The organism is Streptomyces sp. NPDC048436 (genome assembly GCF_043200355.1).
In the GTDB taxonomy this organism is placed as follows: Bacteria; Actinomycetota; Actinomycetes; order Streptomycetales; family Streptomycetaceae; genus Streptomyces.
Map to the genome: position 1 here is coordinate 90,876 of NZ_JBICXP010000010.1, position 21,478 is coordinate 112,353.

General features: G+C 70.9%; 17 protein-coding genes. 12 read left to right on the plus strand and 5 right to left on the minus strand.

The genetic code is table 11. The annotated features are described in order from the left end of the window. Positions 1-7: 7 nt before the first annotated feature. A complete protein-coding gene (locus ACGFX9_RS29555; protein WP_393478985.1) occupies positions 8-583 on the minus strand; it encodes a PadR family transcriptional regulator in 576 nt (191 codons plus the stop codon). Between the two features lie 91 nt (positions 584-674). On the opposite strand from ACGFX9_RS29555, the gene ACGFX9_RS29560 reads away from it, so the two are divergent. Beyond that, positions 675-1,067, plus strand: a complete 393-nt coding sequence (locus tag ACGFX9_RS29560; protein ID WP_393478989.1) for a nuclear transport factor 2 family protein — start codon at positions 675-677, stop codon at positions 1,065-1,067. 13 nt (positions 1,068-1,080) lie between these two features. Here the strand turns inward: ACGFX9_RS29560 and ACGFX9_RS29565 are convergent, their stop codons facing one another. Continuing rightward, positions 1,081-2,058: a LysR family transcriptional regulator gene (locus tag ACGFX9_RS29565; protein ID WP_393478992.1), complete on the minus strand. Its 978-nt coding sequence runs from the start codon at positions 2,056-2,058 to the stop codon at positions 1,081-1,083. 108 nt (positions 2,059-2,166) lie between these two features. Here ACGFX9_RS29565 and ACGFX9_RS29570 point away from each other — a divergent pair, with 108 nt between their 5' ends. The 3 genes from ACGFX9_RS29570 to ACGFX9_RS29580 are packed head-to-tail and all read left to right on the plus strand — an operon-like array spanning position 2,167 to position 4,780. Next, positions 2,167-2,862: a type 1 glutamine amidotransferase domain-containing protein gene (locus tag ACGFX9_RS29570; protein WP_393478997.1), complete on the plus strand. Its 696-nt coding sequence runs from the start codon at positions 2,167-2,169 to the stop codon at positions 2,860-2,862. Between the two features lie 5 nt (positions 2,863-2,867). Continuing rightward, entirely contained in the window at positions 2,868-3,455 is a 588-nt protein-coding gene (locus ACGFX9_RS29575; protein WP_393479000.1) for a TetR/AcrR family transcriptional regulator, read from the plus strand. Beyond that, positions 3,452-4,780, plus strand: a complete 1,329-nt coding sequence (locus tag ACGFX9_RS29580; protein WP_393479004.1) for an aldehyde dehydrogenase family protein — start codon at positions 3,452-3,454, stop codon at positions 4,778-4,780. Before ACGFX9_RS29575 ends, ACGFX9_RS29580 begins: the two co-directional genes overlap by 4 nt. Positions 4,781-4,804: 24 nt before the next feature. On the opposite strand, the gene ACGFX9_RS29585 is transcribed toward ACGFX9_RS29580, so the two are convergent. Further along, the gene (locus ACGFX9_RS29585) at positions 4,805-6,016 is read right to left on the minus strand and encodes an MFS transporter (RefSeq protein ID WP_393479009.1); all 1,212 of its coding nucleotides are present in this window, start codon (positions 6,014-6,016) and stop codon (positions 4,805-4,807) included. 64 nt (positions 6,017-6,080) lie between these two features. Between ACGFX9_RS29585 and ACGFX9_RS29590 the strand changes: the two genes are divergently transcribed. Next, a complete protein-coding gene (locus ACGFX9_RS29590; RefSeq protein ID WP_393479014.1) occupies positions 6,081-6,494 on the plus strand; it encodes a MerR family transcriptional regulator in 414 nt (137 codons plus the stop codon). On the opposite strand, the gene ACGFX9_RS29595 is transcribed toward ACGFX9_RS29590, so the two are convergent. Continuing rightward, positions 6,489-7,187, minus strand: a complete 699-nt coding sequence (locus tag ACGFX9_RS29595) for a TetR/AcrR family transcriptional regulator (protein ID WP_393479019.1) — start codon at positions 7,185-7,187, stop codon at positions 6,489-6,491. The genes ACGFX9_RS29590 and ACGFX9_RS29595 overlap by 6 nt on opposite strands. A gap of 112 nt (positions 7,188-7,299) precedes the next feature. Here ACGFX9_RS29595 and ACGFX9_RS29600 point away from each other — a divergent pair, with 112 nt between their 5' ends. The 7 genes from ACGFX9_RS29600 to ACGFX9_RS29630 all read left to right on the plus strand — a co-directional run bounded on the left by ACGFX9_RS29600 (position 7,300) and on the right by ACGFX9_RS29630 (position 19,622). After that, positions 7,300-9,129 (plus strand): glycosyltransferase family 2 protein, encoded by a 1,830-nt coding sequence (locus ACGFX9_RS29600; protein ID WP_393479024.1) that lies wholly within the window; start codon positions 7,300-7,302, stop codon positions 9,127-9,129. A gap of 6 nt (positions 9,130-9,135) precedes the next feature. After that, a complete protein-coding gene (galE, locus tag ACGFX9_RS29605) occupies positions 9,136-10,200 on the plus strand; it encodes a UDP-glucose 4-epimerase GalE (protein ID WP_393479029.1) in 1,065 nt (354 codons plus the stop codon). Between the two features lie 10 nt (positions 10,201-10,210). After that, positions 10,211-11,566: a UDP-glucose dehydrogenase family protein gene (locus tag ACGFX9_RS29610; protein WP_393479033.1), complete on the plus strand. Its 1,356-nt coding sequence runs from the start codon at positions 10,211-10,213 to the stop codon at positions 11,564-11,566. Next, entirely contained in the window at positions 11,563-12,525 is a 963-nt protein-coding gene (locus ACGFX9_RS29615; protein ID WP_393479038.1) for a UDP-glucuronic acid decarboxylase family protein, read from the plus strand. The genes ACGFX9_RS29610 and ACGFX9_RS29615 overlap by 4 nt, the downstream gene beginning before the upstream one ends. 5 nt (positions 12,526-12,530) lie before the next feature. Then, positions 12,531-14,213, plus strand: coding sequence for a right-handed parallel beta-helix repeat-containing protein (locus ACGFX9_RS29620; RefSeq protein ID WP_393479044.1), 1,683 nt, complete (start codon positions 12,531-12,533; stop codon positions 14,211-14,213). A 179-nt stretch (positions 14,214-14,392) separates the two neighbouring features. Further along, complete coding sequence (locus ACGFX9_RS29625) at positions 14,393-18,877, plus strand: aminotransferase class I/II-fold pyridoxal phosphate-dependent enzyme (protein ID WP_393479049.1); 4,485 nt, start codon at positions 14,393-14,395, stop codon at positions 18,875-18,877. A gap of 7 nt (positions 18,878-18,884) precedes the next feature. After that, complete coding sequence (locus ACGFX9_RS29630; protein ID WP_393479053.1) at positions 18,885-19,622, plus strand: class I SAM-dependent methyltransferase; 738 nt, start codon at positions 18,885-18,887, stop codon at positions 19,620-19,622. On the opposite strand, the gene ACGFX9_RS29635 is transcribed toward ACGFX9_RS29630, so the two are convergent. Beyond that, a complete protein-coding gene (locus ACGFX9_RS29635) occupies positions 19,571-21,460 on the minus strand; it encodes a glycoside hydrolase family 15 protein (RefSeq protein ID WP_393479057.1) in 1,890 nt (629 codons plus the stop codon). The genes ACGFX9_RS29630 and ACGFX9_RS29635 overlap by 52 nt on opposite strands. Positions 21,461-21,478 lie beyond the last annotated feature (18 nt).

Genomic DNA, 21,478 nt, shown 5'->3' on the forward strand with positions numbered 1-21,478 from the left:
TGCCTCCTCAAGTCCCGTCACTGTTCGCATAGTTGAGACGCCCGGCGAGGATCTCAAGGACCCGCTCGCCCCAGCGCAGGTTCGACTCTTCCAGGGACCGCCCCGCCATCAGCGTGAGGTAGGGGCCGACGCGCTCGGCGTCCCTCAGGTATTCGGCCTCGTCACGGCCGCCGAGGAGGTGCAGGCGCAGCCGCTCGTAGCGCGCCAGCTTCCCGCGCGACCACTCCATGCGCTCCTCGATCAGCGCGCGGGTGGCTTCCGGGTCGCCGCCGTCCATCGCCTGGACCTTGACCATGAGCTCGTCCCGGATGGCGATGGGCCGGGGCGGCTCGGCGGCGAAGGCCCGCAGGTCGCGGCGGCCGACGTCGGTCAGCGTGAACATCCGCTTGTTGGGCCTGCGTTCCTGCTCCACGACCCGCGCGTCGATCAGGCCGTCGCCCGCGAGGCGTTCCAGCTCGCGGTAGAGCTGCTGAGGAGTCGCCGACCAGAAGTTGGACACGGACACGTCGAAGATCTTGGCCAGGTCGTAGCCGGACGACTCTCCCTCCAGGAGCGCCGCGAGCACCGCGTACTTCAGAGACATCTGGACACCGTACACCGATGCGATTAATCTCCTCCGCACCTACTCAACAAGTTGAGTATCGGTGATGATCGAAACTATGCGAGGTGTGGGCATGCAGGCTTTCCGCAAGGCCGTCGAGGCCGGCGATCACGCGGCCATCGAGGCGCTCCTGGCCGAGGACGTCGTCTTCAGCAGCCCGGTCGTGTTCCGGCCCTACCCCGGTAAGGCGACAACTGCCGCGATCCTGCGCGGTGTCACGCGGGTCTTCGAGGACTTCCGGTACGTACGGGAGATCAACGACGCCGGAGGGCGCGATTCCGCGCTCGTCTTCGAGGCCCGGGTCGGCGACCGGCAGATCACCGGCTGCGACTTCCTGCACCTCGACGAGGACGGTCTCATCGACGAGTTCATGGTGATGGTCCGCCCGCTGTCGGCCGCCCAGGCGCTGGCCGCGGCCATGGGTGCCCAGTGGGAGCGGATCATGGAGGACGCCGCGGGGGCCTAGCCTCCCTCCCCGGCTACCAGCCGCGGGCCGACTCGACCAGGCGGTCGCGTACGAGGGCGACATGCGGGTTGTCCGCGGACCCGGGGCGCTGGACCAGGAAGCCGGTGTTGATCGGGGCGTCCTCCGGGTCGTGGAGGAGGACCAGGCTGCCTGCGGCCAGCGCGTCGCGGCAGAGGTAACGCGGCAGCACGGAGAATCCGGCGCCCGCGACGACGGCCGCGAGGACGCCGCGCAGATCGGGGACCGTGACGGAGGCCTCGCAGGTCAGGCGCTTGCCGAAGACGTGCCTCCAGTAGCGGCGGGCGATCGGCAGGTCCTCGGCGTACGTGACGAGGGGAACGCCGTGCAGCACCCCTGGGCCGTCGGCGGCGATGCGTGCCTCGCCCCCGACGCGCTCGGCCCAGGACGCCGCCGCGACCAGGACGAACTCCTCGTCCGCGAGCGGTACGGCGCTCAGGGAGCGGCCGCGGGGGCGGGCCGTGGCGATCACCAGGTCGTGCCGTCCGGCCCGCAGTTCATCCAGGAGCGGATCAGTCAGGCCGGTGGTCACGCGCAGCCTCACGCCCTTCTCTGCCAGGGGCGCGAGCGCGGGCAGCGCGCAGTGGCAGAGCATCTCGGCGGGGCCCGCCAGGTGGACGGGTTCGGCGGGGGCGCCGTCGAAGGGGCCGCCGTGTCCGGTGACCGTCGCCAGGGCGTCGAGAGGATCCACGACGCGGGCGGCGAGCGCGTCGGCGTACGGAGCGGGCGCGACACCGCGCGGCAGCCGCTCGAACAGCTCCCGGCCGACCTGCCGCTCCAGGGCGCGGATCTGCGTCGTGACGGTGGGCTGCGAGAGGCTGAGCAGGCGGGCCGCCGCCGTGAAGGAACCCGACCGGTACACGGCGAGGAACGTGCGCAACAGGTTCAGGTCCAGGGGGCCCGCGGATCCCGGTGCTGTTCCCGCCGAGCCGTTCGCTATTCCCGCCGAGCCATTGGAATTCCTATCTTCCATATGGGTCAGCCTATTGGAATTCATGAGGCATGCCGACCTACCTTCGGGAATGCACCCACTGACGCTCTGAGCACAGAACGTCAGAGATTCCAGCCCCGGAGAGACACCATGTCGAAGATCCTGTTCGTTGTGACCGGCGCCGACCACTGGACGCTGGCCGACGGCACCGAGCACCCGACCGGCTTCTGGGCCGAGGAGGCCGTGGCGCCCTACCAGGCGTTCAAGGCGGCCGGGCACGAGATCGTCGTCGCGACGCCGGGCGGCGTCGTGCCCACCGTCGACCAGGCGAGCCTCGCGCCCGAGGTCAACGGCGGCAAGGAAGGCGCCGACAAGGTCGCCACGACCCTCGCGGAGATCGCCGAGTTCCTGTCGCCGGTCAAGCTGGAGGAGGTCGACCTCGCCGAGTACGCCGCGGTCTTCTACCCCGGCGGCCACGGCCCCATGGAGGACCTCGCCGTCAGCGCCGAATCCGGCAGGCTGCTCGCCGCCGCCCTTGAGACGGGCATGCCGCTCGGCGTCGTCTGCCACGGTCCGGCCGCGCTCCTGGCCGCCACCAAGGAGGACGGCTCCAACGCGTTCGCGGGGTACGAGCTGACCGGCTTCACCAACGTCGAGGAGACTCAGGCCGGCTTCGCCGACAAGGCCAAGTGGCTGCTCCAGGACCGGCTCGTGGCGGCGGGCGCCGACTTCAAGGAGGGCGAGGCGTGGGCCCCGAAGGTGGTCGTCGACCGCAACCTGGTCACCGGTCAGAACCCGGCGTCCTCCGCTCCGTTGGCGGAAGAACTCCTCAAGAAGCTGGCCTGACCCTCATGGGCACCGACCGGCTCGACGAGGTCCTCGACGCCGCCTACGACTGCCTGACCAGGTACGGCGTACGGCGCACCACGATGGACGACATCGCCTCCACGATGGGCGTGTCCCGGTCAGCGGTCTATCAGTACGTCCGCAACAAGGACGACGCGTTCCGGCAGCTCGCCGAGCGCCTGCACGACCAGGCGCTCACGCGGGCCCGGGAGGCCGCCACCGCGGACGCGCCGTACGCCGAGCGCGTCCGCGGCGTCCTGGCCGCCAAGCTCGGCCTGGTCCTCGGCCTGGCCGGGGACTCCCCCCACTCCGCGGAGCTCCTGGACGAGAAGGGGCGCTTGTTCGGCGACATCTGCCACGGCTTCACCGGCTCGCTGCGGAGCCTGCTGATCGAGCTCTTCAGCGAGGCGGGGAGCGCGGTGTCCGTGGCGCCCGCCGAAGCGGCCGACATCTGCGTCGCCCTCGTCATCGGCCTGGAATCCGTGTCCGACGGAGCACGTTTGTTCACGCCCGCGACGGACACTCTGCTCACCGGACTCCTGGGCCCACTCCCCCCACCCCCGCCCCTCACCACGCAAGGAAGCCCCTCATGAAAGACTCCGCCGCGCTCGACCCCCAAGCGCTTGTCGCCGGGCTCCGGGCCACGTTCGCCACCGGCCGCACCAGGCCCCTGGACTGGCGCACCGAGCAGCTCCACCAGCTGCGGGCGCTGTTCACGGAGCACCGCGAGGACATCGCGGACGCCCTGTACGCCGATCTGCGCAAGCCGCACTCCGAGGCGTACACCGCCGAAGTCGACTTCCCCGTACGGGAGATCGACCACACGCTCGCGCACCTGGAGGAGTGGCTGAGCCCTCAGCCGCTGGCGTCCGGCGCGCTGGCCGGGCTGCCCGAGGGATCGAGCGCCGGTACGCAGTACGAGCCGCTCGGCACCGTCCTGATCATCGCGCCGTGGAACTACCCGGTCCAGCTCCTCCTCGTCCCTCTGGTGGGCGCGCTGGCCGCGGGCAACACGGTGGTCCTCAAGCCGAGTGAAGTCACCCCGGCCACCTCGGAGTTGATCGCCCGGCTCATCCCGCGGTACCTGGACACGGAGGCGGTCGCCGTCGTCGAGGGCGGCGTCCCGGAGACCACCGCGCTGCTCGCCCAGCGGTACGACCACATCTTCTACACCGGCAACGGCACCGTCGGCCGCATCGTGATGCGCGCCGCCGCCGAGCACCTCACCCCGGTCACCCTCGAACTCGGAGGCAAATCACCGGCGTTCGTCGACCGGAACGTCGACCTGGCCGCCGTGGCCACACGCCTGGCCGAGGCCAAGTTCCGCAACGCGGGCCAGACGTGCGTGGCCCCCGACTACGTACTCACCGACCCGGCGACCGCTCCCGTGCTGGCCCAGGAGCTGCGCACCGCCGTGGAGCGGGTGTTCGGCGCGGACCCGAAGTCCTCCACGACGTACGGGCGCATCGTCAACGAGCGGCACTTCGACCGGGTCCAGGCGCTGCTCGGTTCCGGTACGACGGCGTTCGGCGGGCAGAGCGACCGGGACGACGTCTACATCGCGCCGACCGTGCTCACCGACGTGAAGCCCGACGAGCCGGTGATGCTGGAGGAGATCTTCGGTCCCGTACTGCCGATCGTGAACGTCGACGGGCTCGACGAGGCCATCGCCTTCATCAACGACCGTGACAAGCCGCTCGCCCTCTACGGATTCACCGAGAGCGACACCACGCGCCGGCGCCTCGCCGCCGAGACGTCGTCGGGCGGGCTCGGCTTCGGCCTTCCGATGGCCCATCTCCGCGTCCCCGAGCTGCCGTTCGGCGGCGTCGGCGAGAGCGGCGTGGGCAACTACCACGGCCCGCACTCCATCGCCACGTTCAGCCACCGCAAGGCCCGCCTCGACGTTCCGCTGAGCTGACGGGGACTGACGGGAGCTGACGGTTCAGACGCGCCGGGCGGGGAATCCGTGCCGCCGGGCGGCGATCACCACGACGAGGACCGGAACCAGGAGCGCGAGGACGCTCGAGGGGAAGGACTCCGCGCCGAGCCGCCCGAGGAGGATGCCGCCCACGACGCCGCCTCCGGCCATGGCCGCGTTCCACAGGGTGACCAGCATGGCCTGCGCCGCGTCCGCCGAGTCGCCCCCGGCGTCGCCGACAGCGGTCTGCAGGAGGGTGGGCGCGCCACCCCAGCCGAGGCCCCAGAGCGTGACCGCCACGTAGACGAGCGCGGGGCTTTCGGCGAGGACCGCGAGGAGCGCCGCCGCCACGGCCACCAGGAGGGTGCTCGCGATGGTGAGCGTACGCAGCCTGCGGTGGATGTGCGCGCCCACGATCCAGATGCTCAGCAGGGAGGCGGCCCCGAAGACCAGGAGGACGACGTCGGTCGAGTCGCCCATGCCGAGGTGGTCGAGGAACGTGGCGATGTACGTGTAGAGGATGGTGTGGGCGAGGACGAAGACCAGGGTGACGGTCAGGACCGGGGTCACGCCCGGCAGGCGCAGGGTGCTCAGGACCGGGGTGCGGCCTTCGCGACGCTGCCCGGGGTGGTCGGGTACGGACGCGGTGATCCAGGCAAGGAGCACGACGGTGAGCACGGTCATGAGCAGGAACGCGACGCGCCAGCCGAGCGCCTTGCCCAGGAAGGTCCCGGCGGGCACGCCGAGCGACAGGGCGAGCGGGATGCCCGCCATGGCGATCGCGATCGCCTTGCCCTGCAGATGGACGGGGGCCAGGCGGCGGGCGTATCCGGCGAGCAGCGCCCAGGCGAGGCCCGCGGCCACCCCGGCGACGAACCGGGCGACCATGGTCAGGGAGTACTCCCCGGACAGCGCGGTGACGGTGTTGGCGGCGGCGAACCCCGCCATCGCGGTCAGCAGCAGCCGCTTGCGCCGCCATCCGGCGGTCGCCGCGGTCAGGGGGATCGCGGTGAGGGCGGTGCCGATCGCGTAGATGGTGACGCTCTGCCCCATCGCCGACTCGCCGACGCCCAGGTCGGCGCTCATCGCGGGCAGCAGGCCCGCGGGCAGGGTCTCGGTGAGGCTGGTGATGAAGACGGCGGTGGCAAGGGCGAGGAGGGCTGCCAGGGGCAGCCGCAGTTTCCGGTCGCCGGATCCGGCCTGGGAATCCACGAGTTGTGCGGTGTGATCGCTCATGCCGAGTATGCTCGAACCCTCACATTGATGTGAAGGTCAAGCGAGAGTCCGAGAGGCCGACCTGATGCGTATCGGAGAGCTGTCGGAGCGCACCGGGACATCCCGGCGGCTGCTGCGCTACTACGAGGAGCAGGGCCTGATCATGGCCGAGCGCGCGGCGAACGGCTACCGCGAGTACGACGAGCGCATCGTGGACCGGGTCGTGCAGATCAAGGGACTGCTCGACGCGGGCCTTCCCACCCGCATCATCAAACAGATCCTGCCCTGCCTCGACAAGCCCCGGACCATCTACTTCCCGGACGCCACCCCGGAGATGATCGCCACCCTTGAGCACCAGCTCGACCGGATGACCGAGCGCGTCAACTGCCTGGCCCGCAACCGTGACGCCATCGCGGAGTACCTCGACGCGGTACGCGACGGAAGCCCTCCGGACGTGGCGCCGCGGGACCCGCGGCCTCATGAATCCGCTGCCTCATGATCCGAGCAACGCGTCGAGTCCCGCTGCCAGTTGGGCGGGCCCGCCCTGTCCGTCCAGGGAGATGGCGGTCGCCCTGAGCCGGGGGTACTCCCGCGCGGGCATGCGGTGCAGGCCGAGGCGGAAGGCCGGGTCCGGTTCGCCGGGCTCGTCGTCCATGGCCCGCAGTTCGACGAGGAGATAGCCGAGCAGCCACGCCGTGAACGCCCGGTGCAGCTCCACCGTGCGGCGCTCGCTCAGACCGGCGTCGTGGAGCAGCGCGAGGACGCGCTCGTCGCTGCGCAGTACGGCGGGCGGGCGGCGGGCCAGCGGGGTGGAGAGCAGGCGGGTGGCGAGCAGCGGGACCATGTTCGGGTGCCGCAGTGCGACGCCGTGCGTGGCCAGTGCGATGCGGCGCAACTCCTCTCGCCAGTCGGCCTCTTGGGGGTTCGCGGCCAGATCTTCCTCCAGCTCCTGACAGAACGCCTCGACGAGGCCGTCGAGCAGTGCGCTCTTGCTGGACGCGTACCGGTAGAGCGCCATCGCCTCCACACCGAGCTCCGCGCCGAGCTTGCGCATGCTCAGGCCGGAGAGCCCGTCGCGGTCGACGACGTCCAGGGCCGTGGCCAGGACGCGCTCCCGGCTGAGCCGTCCGTAGCGCCCTCGGTCGCTGGCGCGCCGCCCCTGGGGCCCGGGCTCTTCTCTCTCTTTCGCCATGACGGCCGCCTCTCCCTTGACCTCAAGGAACATCGGGTGCAAAGTCGTACATATACGACGTAAACGTACGTAGTCAGCGTACAACGTCAGGACTCCTCAGGAGCGTCATGTCATGACGCACAGCGAGCCGATGTCGGCGGATGTGATCCAGGTGGAGCGCGAGCTCGCGCGGATGTCGGACGGCAACGTCGTCCGGGTCACCGCGGGCGGCCCCGTCTTCGGCCATCCGTTCCCGGTGCGCACCGTCCGCCCTGACACCTTCGTGCACGCGCTCCCCCGGCACGACCGGGCCGCCCTCAAGGTGATCGCCGCGTGCTGGGCGCTGAGCTTCCTGTGGTTCTGGTCCTGGTGGCTGCAGCCGGAGCACCGGGTGGGCTGGGCCGGTCTCGTCATCAACAGCGTTCTGCTGCTCTACCTCACCGGCCTGCCCTGCTACTTCTTCGTCGCGGCCCTGCGCCTGCGCCGGGTCGACCCGGATCTGCCGGTCCCCACGCTGCCGGTCGCCTTCGCCGTGACCCGCGCGCCGTCGGAGCCCTGGCCCACCGCCCGGCGGACGCTCGAAGCGATGCTGACCCAGGACTTTCCGCACGCCTACGACGTGTGGCTGTGCGACGAGGACCCGACCGAGGAGATCACCGGCTGGTGCCGCAGCCACCGGGTGCGGATGTCCTGCCGTCGCGGCGTGAGCTCGTACCACCGGGCCGGATGGCCGCGCCGCACCCGCTGCAAGGAAGGCAACCTCGCCTACTTCTACGACCGTTGGGGCTATCAGCGCTACGACGTCGTCGCGCAGCTCGACTGCGATCACGTGCCCGCGGCGACCTACCTCGCCGAGATGGTCCGCCCGTTCGACGACCCCGCCATCGGCTACGTCGCCGCGCCCAGCGTGTGCGACGCCAACGGCACGGAGTCCTGGGCGGCACGGGGACGGCTGCACCGCGAGGCCGTCTGGCACGGCGCGGTGCAGCTGGGGCACAGCGACGGGCTCGCGCCGATGTGCATCGGCTCGCACTACGCCGTACGCACCCGGGCGCTGCGGGACATCGGAGGCCTCGGCCCCGAACTCGCCGAGGACTTCTCCACCACGTATCTGCTCAACTCGGCGGGCTGGCACGGCGCGTTCGCCATCGACGCCGAGGCGCACGGGGACGGGCCGCTCACCTTCGCCGACATGATCACCCAGGAGTACCAGTGGTCACGGAGCCTGACCACGATGCTGCTCGGCCTGCTGCCCCGCCATCTGCGCCGGCTGCCCCTCGTCCTGCGGCTGCGCTTCTCCTACGCGCTGGCCTACTATCCGCTGCTCGGCATGATGATCATCGCGGGGCTCACGCTCCCGCCGATCGCCGTCATCAGCGGCCTGCCGTGGATGAACGTCAACTACTTCGACTTCCTGGTCCACTTCTGGTCCATGCCGGTGTGGCTGCTCGTGACCCTGTACCTGATGCGCCGCCGCGGCCTGCTGCGCCCGCGCACCGCCCCGCTGATCAGCTGGGAGACCTGGCTGTTCGCGCTCGCCCGCTGGCCGTTCGTCATCCTGGGCATGCTCGGCGCGATCGTCCAGAAGCTGCGCTCGCGGCCGGTCACCTTCAAGGTCACCCCCAAGGACACGGGCGGGCCCCGGCCGTTGCCCGCCCGGCTCACACTGCCCTTCGTCGCGCTCGCCACCGCCCTCTCATCGATAGCCGTGCTGGGCGAGCTGACCAGCCCATCGGCCGGCTACATCTTCCTCTGCCTCCTGGCCGCCGCGACCTACGCGGCAGTGGCCCTCACCGTCCCACTGCTCCATGTGCGCGAGACGGCACGCGCGGCGGACGTCCACTTCATCCGGGCACTGCCGACCGCGCGGCTCTCGCTGGGCCTCGGCTTCCTGGCGGCGCTGCCCGTCGCCACCGGCATCGTCTTCTATCCGGCTTACGCCGCCGCCGTCCTGGGCTGGTGAGCGGCCATGAGCGCACCCTCCACCATCCTCGTGACCGGCGGCGCCGGCTTCATCGGAAGCCACACCTGCGTCGAACTCCTCGACCATGGCTACGAGTTGATCGTGATCGACGACTACTCCCACAGCACCCCGCAGGTCTTCACCCGAGTGGAAAGGATCGCCGACCGCTTCGTCGGTGCCGTATATGAGCTGGACATCCGTGATCGACGCGCCCTCTCCGCGGTCTTCGACCGACACTCCGTGGACGCCGTCGTGCACTTTGCCGCGCACAAGGCCGTGGGCGAGTCGACACGGATGCCCGTCGAGTACTACGACACCAACGTCGGCGGCACGACCGCGCTGCTGCGGGTCATGCGGCAGCACGGGGTGCACCAGCTGGTGTTCTCCTCGTCCTGCTCGATCTACGGCGACGCCGGGCGCGGGCCGCTCGACGAGTCGACGCCCGCCCGGCCCACCAATCCGTACGCTGCCTCCAAGTGGCTCTGCGAGCAGATCCTCGCCGATGTGTGCGCACGCTGCCCGGAGTTCACCGTTCTCGCCCTGCGCTACTTCAACCCCGTCGGCGCCCACCCCAGCGGCCTGCTCGGCGAGGATCCCGGTGGGGTCCCCGACAATCTGATGCCGTACGTGGCACAGGTGGCCGTCGGGCGGCGTGAGCGGCTCCCCGTGTTCGGTGACGACTACGCCACCCCCGACGGCACCGCGATCCGCGACTACCTCCACGTCATGGACACCGCCGACGCGCACCGCGTCGCCCTTGACCACCTCGCGGACGGTCCCGGTATGCGGGTGTACAACCTCGGCGTGGGCGCGGGCCGTTCGGTGCTCGACGTCATCTCCGCGTTCGGCGCGGCCTGTGGTCGGGCCATCCCGTACCAGATCATGCCGCGCCGCCCCGGCGACGTGAGCGAACTGGTCGCCGACGTGCGCGCCGTCGAGCGCGCCTGGGGCTGGCACGCCACCCGGGACCTGGCCGACATGTGCCAGGACGCGTGGCGCTTCCAGCAGCTCAACCCCCATGGCTATGCCGGCCCCGGCCGACGGCCCCACAACAAGCACCATGACCGTTAGGAGCGACATCATGCGGATGACAGTCATCGGCACCGGATACGTGGGAACGGTGCACGCCGCGTGTATGGCCGACATCGGCCACGAGGTCCTCGGCATCGACATCGACGCCGACCGGATCGCGTCCCTCTCCGCGGGCCGCGCCCCCATCCACGAGAGCGGCCTCGACGAACTGCTCGGCCGGGCCGTCGCATCGGGCAGGCTGCGCTTCTCCACCTCGCTCGCCGAGGGCGCCGCGTTCGCCAAGACGCACTTCGTGTGCGTGGGGACCCCGCAGCGCGCCGACGGCCAGGCCGCCGACCTGCGGTACGTGGACGCCGTCGTGGACGGTCTGGCCCCGCATCTGCGGCCCGGCAGCCTGATCGTGGGCAAGTCGACCGTGCCGGTGGGCACGGCGGCTCGGCTCGCCGAGCGCCTCGCCGACATGACGCCAGGTACGGAGGTCGCGTGGAACCCCGAGTTCCTGCGCGAGGGATCCGCGGTCCAGGACACCATGCGGCCCGAGCGGCTCGTCGTGGGCGTGACATCACGGCACGCCGAGGACGTGATGCGGGCCATCTATACGCCGATGATCCTCGCCGGAGTGCCGTTCTTCTGCACCGATCCGGCCACCGCCGAGCTGGTCAAGGTGGCGGCGAACTCCTTCCTCGCCACCAAGATCTCCTTCATCAACGCGATGGCCGAGGTGTGCGACGCCGCGGGCGCGGACGCGTCGGTCCTGGCCAGGGCCATCGGCGCTGACTCGCGGATCGGTTCCCGCTTCCTCGACCCGGGGCTCGGCTTCGGCGGAAGCTGCTTCCCCAAGGACATCCGGGCCTTCGCCGCCCGCGCCGAGGAGATCGGCGCCGGTGAGTCGGTGGTGTTCCTGCACGAGGTCGACAGGATCAACACCCGTCAGCGGCAGCGCGTCGTCGGCCAGGCCCGCCGCCTCCTCGGGGGCTCGTTCACCGGGCGCAGGATCGCCGTGCTCGGCGCCGCCTTCAAGCCCGGCAGCGACGACGTCCGCGACTCGCCGGCGCTTGCCGTGGCGGTGGCCCTGCGGGAGCAGGGAGCGGAGGTCCGCGTGCACGACCCCGAGGCCATCGACAACGCGCGCGCCGTCCATCCCGAGCTGACCTACACCCTGGACGTCGACAAGACATGCGAGGACGCCGACCTGGTCCTGCATCTCACCGACTGGCCCGAATACCGCGACCTCGACCCCGTGGCGCTCGCCTCGCAGGTGCGCTCCCCCGTCCTCCTGGACGGCCGCAACGCCCTCGACGCGCGCTCCTGGTCCATGGCGGGCTGGACCGTGCACGCCCCGGGCCGCCCGCGGCTCTCCCCGGCCCCCGCCAAGGTGGCCGCGTTCGCAGGAGGCGCGTCATGAGGGTCGTGGTGACAGGCGGCGGCGGATTCGTCGGGTCGCATTTGTGCGAGGCCCTGCTGAACAGGGGCGACACGGTCCACTGCCTGGACAACTTCTGCACCGGGCAACCCGAGAACGTCGCGCATCTCCTTGGTGAGCCCCGCTTCCGGCTGGTCCGCGCCGATGTGACGGTGCCCTTCGACGTGCCGGGCCCGGTGGACGCCGTCGCCCATCTGGCGAGCCCCGCGTCGCCGCCCGACTACCACCGCCTGGCCCTGGAGACCCTGGCCGTGGGCAGCCACGGCACCGAGAACGCCCTGCGCCTGGCCCAGCGGCACGGCGCCCGCTTCCTGCTCGCCTCAACCAGCGAGGTCTACGGCGACCCTGAGGTCCATCCGCAGCCCGAGGAGTACTGGGGCCACGTCAATCCGGTCGGCCCGCGCAGCGTCTACGACGAGGCGAAGCGGTACGCGGAGGCGCTCGCCATGGCGTACCGACGCAGCCTCGGCACCGACGTCGGCGTCGTACGCATCTTCAACACGTACGGCCCCCGCATGCGGCCGCACGACGGGCGTGTGGTCTCCACCTTCATCCGCCAGGCGCTGGCGGGCCGGCCGCTCACCCTCTTCGGCGACGGGAGCCAGACGCGGAGTTTCTGCTACGTCGACGATCTCGTCCGGGGCCTGACGGCGATGCTCGACAGCGACCACCGCGGTCCGGTGAACCTGGGCAACCCCGGCGAGCGCACCGTCCGCGAACTGGCCGAGCTCGTCCTGCGCATCACGGGATCGGCCTCGCGGATCGTCTTCCGGCCGCTGCCCGTCGACGATCCGACCCGCCGCCGCCCGGTGATCAACAAGGCCGTCGAGCAGCTCGGCTGGGTGCCCCGCGTCCCCGTCGAAGAGGGCCTGCGGCGCACGGTGGCATGGTTCGCCGCGCAGTCCGCCGCCCGTCCCGCGCGGGTACCTGTGGAGGCCTGATTCCCATGCTCAGGAGAGCCGCGGAAGCCGCCGCCGGACGCGTCGGGCGCTTCACCGTCCCTGGTGCATTCGCCGCCGCGATCGCGCTGACGGCCACCGCGGGCTGCGCGGCCACCACGCCCCACTACACTCCGGCGGCGGTCACGTACTACGTCAGCCCGCAAGGCGACGACCAGAACGACGGCTCCTCGCCCGGTAAGGCCTGGCGCTCCCTCGCCCGTGCCGAACGCGTGGCGCTCGAACCCGGCAACCGGCTGCTCCTGGAGGGCGGCGCCCGGTTCAGCGGCACCATCACCGTGAACGGCACCGAGGCGGGCAGCGCGGACCGGCCCGTGGTCATCGGGTCGTACGGAGAGGGCCGGGCGACGGTCGTGGCCAAGGGCACCCCTGGTATCTCCGTGCACAACACCGCGGGCGTGGAGATCCGCGATCTCACCGTCACCGGGAACCGCGCCGCCTACACCGGCGACGGCGGCATCAACCTCTACGCCGACCGGCCCGGTGGCGGCAGACTCGACCGGGTCTCCATCTCCGGCGTCACCGTCTCCGGATTCCAGGTGGGCATCGCCGTCGGCGGAAGCGAGAAGCACGACGGATTCAAGAATGTGACGGTCAGTCAGTCCAAGCTGCACGGCAACAAGGACGCCGGCCTGCTGACGTACGGTCCCGAGTTCAAGCCCGGTGAACCGGCTTACGCACACGAGGATTTCAAGATCACGGACGTCGACGCGTACGGGAACTCCGGTGACCCCAAGGCGGTTGAGCGCCACACCGGTGACGGCATCATCCTCGGCGCCGTGCGCCACGCCATGGTGCGGGGCTCCAGCGCCCACGACAACGGAGGCAAATCCGCCACCACGGCGCCTTCGGGCCCGGTGGGCATCTGGGCCTACGACGCCACCGACGTGGTCCTCGAACACAACACCGCCTACCGCAACCACACGGGCTCCGACGTCGACGGCGCCGGGTTCGGATTCGACGAGAACGTCTCGCACTCGAAGATGCAGTACAACCTGGCGTTCCACAACGACGGACCCGGCTTCTACACCTACACGCGCAAGGTGAACGGCGCGCACACCGACAACACGATCCGTTACAACCTGACCTCCGACGACGGCCGCAAGCTGCCGCGCTTCGGCGGTCTCGCCGTCTACGGCCACGACGTGCGAAACCTGCGGATCTACCAGAACACCGTGGTCATGACCGCCACCAAGAGCGGCAGGAGCGGCCCGGCCCTGCGGCTGATGGACGGCGAGCGCGGCGTCACCGTCCGGAACAACGACTTCGTCACCGACGGTTCCCCGCTGGCCCTGGTGGACAAGGGCCTCACCGCCAAGAACGTCCTCCTACAGGGCAACAACTACCGGGCGGCGCAAGGAAAGTGGACCGTGCAGTGGGGCGGCAGCGCCTTCTCCGGCCTGAAGACGTGGAGCAAGGCGACCGGACAGGAACGCCTCGACGGGCGGCTGGTCGGCCTGACCGTCGACCCCTGCTTCGCCGGCGGCAAACTGCCCGCCGTCAACTCCCCCGATGACGCCCACCTGCTCGCCCCGGACTGCTCCGCCCTCGCGGACAAGGGGCTCGACCTGGTGACACTGTTCGGCACCGACCCCGGGTCCGTCGACTACTTCGGCCGGAGTGTCGGTACGCCGCCCCCGGTCGGGGCCGCGCTGCCCCAAGGCGACTGAAGATGCAGGCGCCCGGCGACCGGGCCTACGATCGAAGAAGCGAGACCCCAGGGTTGACGCGTGATTCTCGGCCCGGTGTCCCTGCCACGCAGGGAGGCGCTTTGCCATTGCTTCGGGCACATCTTCGGGGACATCCGCGGGCCCATCGGCCCGACCGGCTCAAGCGGCTCGATCGCCTCATGGCCGCCTACGTCATCCTGATCGCCGCCCTCACCACCGCGTACATGACGCTTCCCGGCCTGCGCGCCCCGCTGTGGGCGCTCATCGGCCTCGGCGGCGTCATCGCCGTACTCGTCGGCGTGCGCGTTCACCGCCCCGCGCACCGCTGGCCGTGGTGGGTGCTGGCCTGCGGGCTGCTCGCGTTCGCGGCGGGCGACACGTACTACAACGTGGTCGAGGAGTACCTCCACGAGTCCAACCCGTTCCCGTCCCCGGCCGACGCCTGCTACCTGGCGGTGTATCTCCTCTTCGCGGCGGGCCTCTTCGGTCTCGTCCGCTACCGCTGGGCGGGCCACGACCTGCCGGGCCTCCTCGACGCCCTGATCATCACCGCGGGGCTCGCGCTGCCCGTCTGGGTCTACCTCGTCCAGCCGCTCACCGAGGTGGAGGGGCTGACCTGGACGCAGCGCGCCATCAGCATCGCCTATCCGCTCGGGGACGTCCTGGTCCTCGCCCTGCTCGCCAGACTGCTCACCCCCGGCTCCGTGTCCGGCCGCAACCACGCCGTGCGGCTCCTGGTCATCGGCACCCTCACGCTGCTCTGCTTCGACATCGCGTACGGGATCCTCCAGCTCAACGGGGCGTGGCAGGCCGGCACGCTCCTCGACACGGGCTGGATCGTCTTCTACACGGCCTGGGGCATGGCCGCGCTGCACCCCTCGATGGTGGAACTGACCGCCTACGCGCATCAGCGGCAGTCGCTGCTCCCGCCGCCGCACCGGCTCACGCTCCTCACCGTGGCCACGCTCATCGCGCCGGGGATCCTGCTCGCCGAGGCGCTCGTCGGCCGCGCCCATGACGCGGCGGTGATCGCCGCGTTCTCCGGCGTCCTGTTCCTGCTGGTGATCCTCCGGCTCGCGGGCATGGTCGTGGCGCACCGCAGGGCCGTCGACCGTGAGCTCGCGCTGCGCGCCGCGGCCTCCTCGCTGGTGGCGGCGGTGACGACGCAGGAGATCACGGAGACCTGTGAGAGGACGGTCGCCGCGCTGTCCGGGCCGGGGACCGAGCCGCTGGTCCTCGCGGCGGGCGGAACATCACCCGACCTGCCCGCATCGCTCGACCTGCACCGCACACATCTGGTGCCGGTCGCCGTACTCGGCCCTGCCATCACCGCCCGCTTCGGGGCCGCGCCCTGCGCGCTGGTCTCCCCGATGATCCAGCGCGACCGTCCCTGCGACGGCGAACCACCGGGTGTGCTGGTCGCCGCCGGAACCGAGAAGCAGCTGACCGAGGTCTGGGGCTCCCTGGACATCCTCTCCTCGCACGCGGGTCTGGCGATGGAGCGGATCATGCTCCGGGAGGAGATCATCCGGCGGGAGAGCGAGGCGTACTTCCGCACCCTTGTGCGCAACGCCTCCGACGTCATCCTCATCGTCGACGACGACGACACCGTCCGGTACGCGAGCCCGTCCGCGCAGGCCGTCTTCGGGGCGGCGCCGCTGATCGGGGCGCTCCTGCCCGAGCTGGTGGACCCGCGGGACCGGGACCGGGCGGCCCGGGTGCTCACGGCCATGCGGGGCAGCGGGCAGCAGGAGCCCCACGACTACTGGTGGCTGCCGCGGGACGGCGGGCGCATCGAGGTGGAGGTGCGGTGCAGCGATCTGCGCCAGGACCCGACCGTACGGGGGCTCGTCGTCACCCTGCGGGACGTGACCGAGCAGCGTCAGCTTGAGCACGAGCTCACCCAGCGGGCCTTTCACGACGCGCTGACCGGCCTGCCCAACCGGACGCTCCTCCTGGAACGCATCGAGCGTGCGCTGCTGCGCGGCCGTAGGGAGTCGATGCTGACCTGCGTGCTCTTCATCGACATCGACGACTTCAAGGTCGTCAACGACACGCTGGGGCACTCGGTCGGCGACCGGCTGCTCGCCGCCGTCGGCGCCCGCCTCTCGGGGACCCTGCGCCGCAGTGACACCGCGGCCCGCCTCGGGGGCGACGAGTTCGCCGTCCTCATGGAGGACGCCAAGGAGCCCGTCGACGCCGAGATCCTCGCCGCACAGGTGGTGCAGGCCCTCAGCAGGCCGTTCCAGCTGCCGGGCGACTGCCTGAGCGTCTCCGCGAGCGTGGGCGTGGCCACCGCGGCGGACAGCGCCGGTGCCGAGGAGCTGCTCGCCCACGCCGACCTCGCCCTGTACGCGGCTAAAGCGGCCGGGAAGCGTCAGTGGCGCCGCTTCCAGCAGCGGCTGCATGTGCGCATGCTGGAGCGGCACGAGCTGCAGGCGAGCCTGGATCGGGCGATCGCCGACGAGGATTTCACGCTGCGCTATCAGCCCGTCGTGGACTTCTCCGGGAACGGCGGCCCGGCCTCCGCCCACAGCGCGGCGAGCGCCGAGATCGTCGGCTTCGAGGCCCTGGCCCGCTGGCCGCACCCGCGCCGCGGCCTGGTGCCGCCGCAGGAGTTCATCCCGCTCGCCGAGGAGACCGGGCACATCATGCCGCTGGGCGCCTGGGTCCTGGGGAACGCCGCCTCCGCCATCGCCGGACTGCAGGGGGTGGGGCGCTATCCGGCCCCTCATCCGTACGTGAGCGTCAACGTGTCCGCGCGCCAGTTCCGCGACTCGGGCTTCCTGGACGTGGTGCGCGGGGCGTTGGAGACGCCGGGCCTGGCTCCGGGGTCGTTGCAGCTCGAACTCACCGAGTCGGTGCTCATGCGGCAGGACGCCCAGATCCAGGCGGTCATGGGGGCGTTGAAGGACCTCGGTGTGCGGATCGCGGTCGACGACTTCGGCACGGGCTTCTCCTCGCTGCGATATCTCCGCGAGTTCCCCATCGACGTACTGAAGATCGACAAGAGCTTCATCGACGACATCGCGCGGGACGCCCGGCAGGTCGCCCTCGTCGAGGGCATCGTGCACCTCGCCGACACGCTCGGCATGCAGATCATCGCCGAGGGGATCGAGGAGTCCGCGCAGCGGGATCTGCTGGCGGGGATGGGGTGCCGGTTCGGGCAGGGATACCTCTTCGCTCGGCCGCTGACGGCGGAGCAGGGGGAGTCGCTTCTGCGACGGCGCCGGGGGAACGGGGCTGCTGGGGCTCGCGGTGCCGCCGGGAGTCGGGGGAACGGTTTTACCGGAGGCCGGGCGAACGGTTTCGCCGGAAGCTCCGGAGCCGGAACCGTCGTGCGGGGCGGGCGCGACGCCCCCGCTGCCGCTGCCGCCCCACCCGCCCCCATCAGCCCGGAGAGGGAGAGTGCCATGAGCGACACGGACACCGAACTCCCGGAGTCACGGCGCGATCCCCGGTGGGGCGATCTCGAACACCTGCGGCGGACCAGCCCGATGAGCGACGCCGTCCTTGACGAAGTCCGCGGCCGGCACATCCGCAGCCAGGACCACTGGCTCATCGACTTCGCCTCCTGCAACTACCTCGGCTTCGACTGTGACCCCGAGATCATCGCCGCCATCGAACCCGCCGTACGCCGCTGGGGAACGCACCCGAGCTGGTCCCGGCTGCTCGGCAGCCCCCGGCTCTACCCGGAGATCGAGGAACGCCTGGCCGCCCTGCTCGGTGCCCCCGACACACTGCTCCTGCCGACCGCCACCCTGATCCACGCCTCGGTGATCCCCGTCCTCGCGGACAAGGGTCACGTCTTCGTCGAGGCCGCGGCGCACCGCACCGTGTACGACGGCTGCGTGGCCGCCCGCGGGCAGGGCGCGACACTGCGGCGGTTCCACGCCCAGCGCCCCGACGAACTGGCCGCGATGCTGCGCCAGGTCCCGGCGGGAGCCGCCCGCCTCGTCTGTCTCGACGGCGTCAACAGCATGAGCGGGGACATCGCCGACGTACCCGAACTGGCAGGAGTCTGCCGGGACTTGGATGCCACGCTGTACATCGACGACACCCATGGGTTCGGCGTCATCGGGGAGCGCGGCGCCGGTGAACCGTGCCCGTACGGCTTCCGCGGCAACAGCGTCGTACGGCACACGGGCGAGACGTACGACAACATCGTGCTCGTCGGCGGCTTCTCCAAGGCGTACTCGTCGCTGCTCGCCTTTCTCGCGCTGCCGTCCTGGCTCAAGGACCATCTGAAGGTCACCGCGGCCCCCTATCTGTACTCCGGGCCCTCCCCTACGGCCTCGCTCGCCACCGCGCTCGCCGGTCTGGAGGTCAACGACCGGCGCGGCGACGCCATCCGCGCCGATCTGCACCGCAAGACCGTCCGGGTGCTCGACCACGTGGCCGGTCTCGGTCTGGAGACGCTCAACTCCGATCAGCTGCCGATCGTGGAGATCCCGCTGGTCAACGCATCGGACCTGGACGCGGTCGCCGGTTTCCTGTGGGAGCAGGGGATCTATGTGACGCTGGCGGCCTATCCGCTCGTACCGCGTGACCGTGTCGGCTTCCGTGTGCAGCTCACGGCCCTCAACTCCGATGAGGACATCGACCGGCTCAACGCCGTGCTGACACGCCTCAGCGAACGGTTCCCGCTGCGGCCGGGGAGCTGACACCGCCATGGCCCCGACCCGCAACGACGACGTGGACTGGGACAGCTGGCCCGTCCAGGACTACCTCGGTGAGAACTACCGTGAGCTGCATCCGTCCGACGCCGCGGTCATCGCCCACCACTCCGCCTTCTACCGGCGGTTCGCGCCCGGCAGCGCCGCCCGGTCCCTGGAGTTCGGGGCCGGGCCCAATCTCTACCCGCTGATGCTCGCCGCCGCCGCGAGCCGCCGTGTCGACGCCGTCGAGGCGAGCGCCGCGGGTGTCACCTATCTGACCCGGCAGCTCGAACAGGCCCCGGACGAGAGCTGGTCGCCGTTCTACGCGCTGTGCCGCCGCCTCAACCCCGGGCTGCCGCCGACGCTGCCGGAGGCGCTCGAAGCGGTCCGTGTGGTCCACGGCGACCTGCGGGCGCTGGAGCCCGGCATGTACGACATCGCGTCGATGAACTTCGTCGCCGAGGGCGTCACCGAGGACTTCGCGGAGTTCACCGACTTCTGCCACCTCTTCGTACGCTCCGTCGTCCCGGGCGGGCAGCTCGTCGCGGCGTTCATGGAGAACATGCCCACCTACCGCATCGGACCCGCCTCCCGGTGGCCCGGCTGCCCCGTGGACCCGGCCGTCGTCACCGAGGTGTTCGCCCCGCTCACGGAGCGGCTCGCGGTCACCCGCATCGACGCCGATCCGGCACTGCCGGACTACGGCGACTCGGGCATGGTGCTCATGACGGCGGTCCGGCGCGGGGTCTGACCGGCTGTCGCGTGCGCGGACTCCGCCGCCGCCTCCGCCTCCGCCTCCTGGAGCGTGAACGCCGTCTCCACCAGTGCGATGTGGCTGAACGCCTGGGGTGCGTTGCCCAGTTGGCGGTGGTTTTCAGGGTCCCACTGTTCGGCGAGCAGGCCCACGTCGTTGCGTACGTCCAGGACGCGCTCGAAGGTCTCACGTGCCTCGCGGAGGTGACCGGTCGCCGCCAGCGCGTCGGCGTACCAGAGGGAACAGGCCACGAACGTGCCCTCGGATCCCCGCATGCCGTCGACTCCGTCGTGCGCGTACCTTCGTACGAATCCGTGGTGGTCCAAGGCGCGCATCGCCCGGACGGTGTCACGTACGCGCGCGTCGTCGGCGGCAAGGAAGCCGACCTTCGGTATCAGCAGCGCCGAGGCGTCGAGCGCGGCCGATCCGTAGGACTGCACGAACGATCCCTGTTCCGCGTCCCACCCCTCGTGGCACACCTCCCGGCGCACCGCGTCCCGTATGGCGCGCCACTCCTCCGCGCATTCGTTCCTGCCGAGCATCTCGCCCATCCGCAGGGCACGGTCCGCGGCGACCCACACCATGACCTTGGAGTGGACGAACTGCCGTCTGTCGCCCCGTACTTCCCACAGTCCCTGGTCGGGCTCACGCCAGTGGTCCCGCAGGTGGCTCATCAGGGATTTCACCAGGCTCCACAGGTGGGGCCTCATCGGTATCCCCGCCCGCATCGACAGATAGAGCGTGTCGAGGACTTCGCCGTAGACGTCGAGCTGGGGCTGGTTCACCGCGGCGTTCCCGAAGCGGACGGGCCGCGAGCCCTCGTAGCCGGGCAGCCACGGCGCCTCGCTCTCCGGCAGCCGCCGCTGTCCTCCGAGCCCGTACACCGCCTGGAGGTCGGCGGGGTCGCCCGCCACGGCGCGCACCAGCCAGTCGAGCCAGGCGGTCGCCTCCTCCCGGTACCCGCTGCGCAGCAGGGCGGAGAGGGTCAGCGTGGAGTCCCGCAGCCAGCAGAAGCGGTAGTCCCAGTTGCGTTCGCCGCCTGCGCACTCGGGGAGCGAGGTGGTCGGCGCCGCGACGATGCCGCCGGTGGGCGCGTAGGTGAGGGCTTTGAGCGTGATCAGCGAGCGCGTGACGGCCTCGCGCCAGGGGCCCTGGTAGCGGCACCGGGCGGTCCAGCGGCGCCAGAAGTCACCGGTCGCCTTCAGCGCCGTCTCGGCGGGGACGCTCAGGGGTGCGGGCAGCCCCGGCAGATGCGAGGGCGCCCAGGCGAGCTGCAGCGTGAGGCGCTGACCTGCCGAGACGGTGAAGTCGATGACGGTGGAGTCGCGCAGGCCCACGTCGTGAGCCGTGCTGTACGCGCCGCCGCGGATCTCCATCGGTCCGTCCGCGCTCACCCACAGGGAGTCAGGACCGGCGACGGCGACCGTGCAGTGGCCTTCGGCATGCACCCAGGGCACGACGCGGCCCTGATTGAAACGCGGGCGCAGTTCGCTGCTCATGGCCACGGCTCCGGACAGGCCCTCGACGATGCGTACGACGCAGGGCAGTTCGGAGCGGGGCGGCATGAAGTCCGTGACGCGGACGGCGCCGGACGGGCACTCCCAGAAGGAGTCCATGATCAGGGTGTCCTGGCGGTAGGCGCGGCGGGTACACGGGCCGCCGTCGACGGGGGAGACGCGCCAGAATCCGTGGTCCTCCGTGCCGAGCAGAGCGGCGAAACAGGCCGGTGAGTCGAAGCGCGGCAGGCACAGCCAGTCGATCGACCCGTCCCTGCCGAGCATGGCAGCCGTTTCCAGGTCGCTGATGAGGGCGTAGTCCTCGATGCGTGTATTCATGATCGAACCGGACCACGC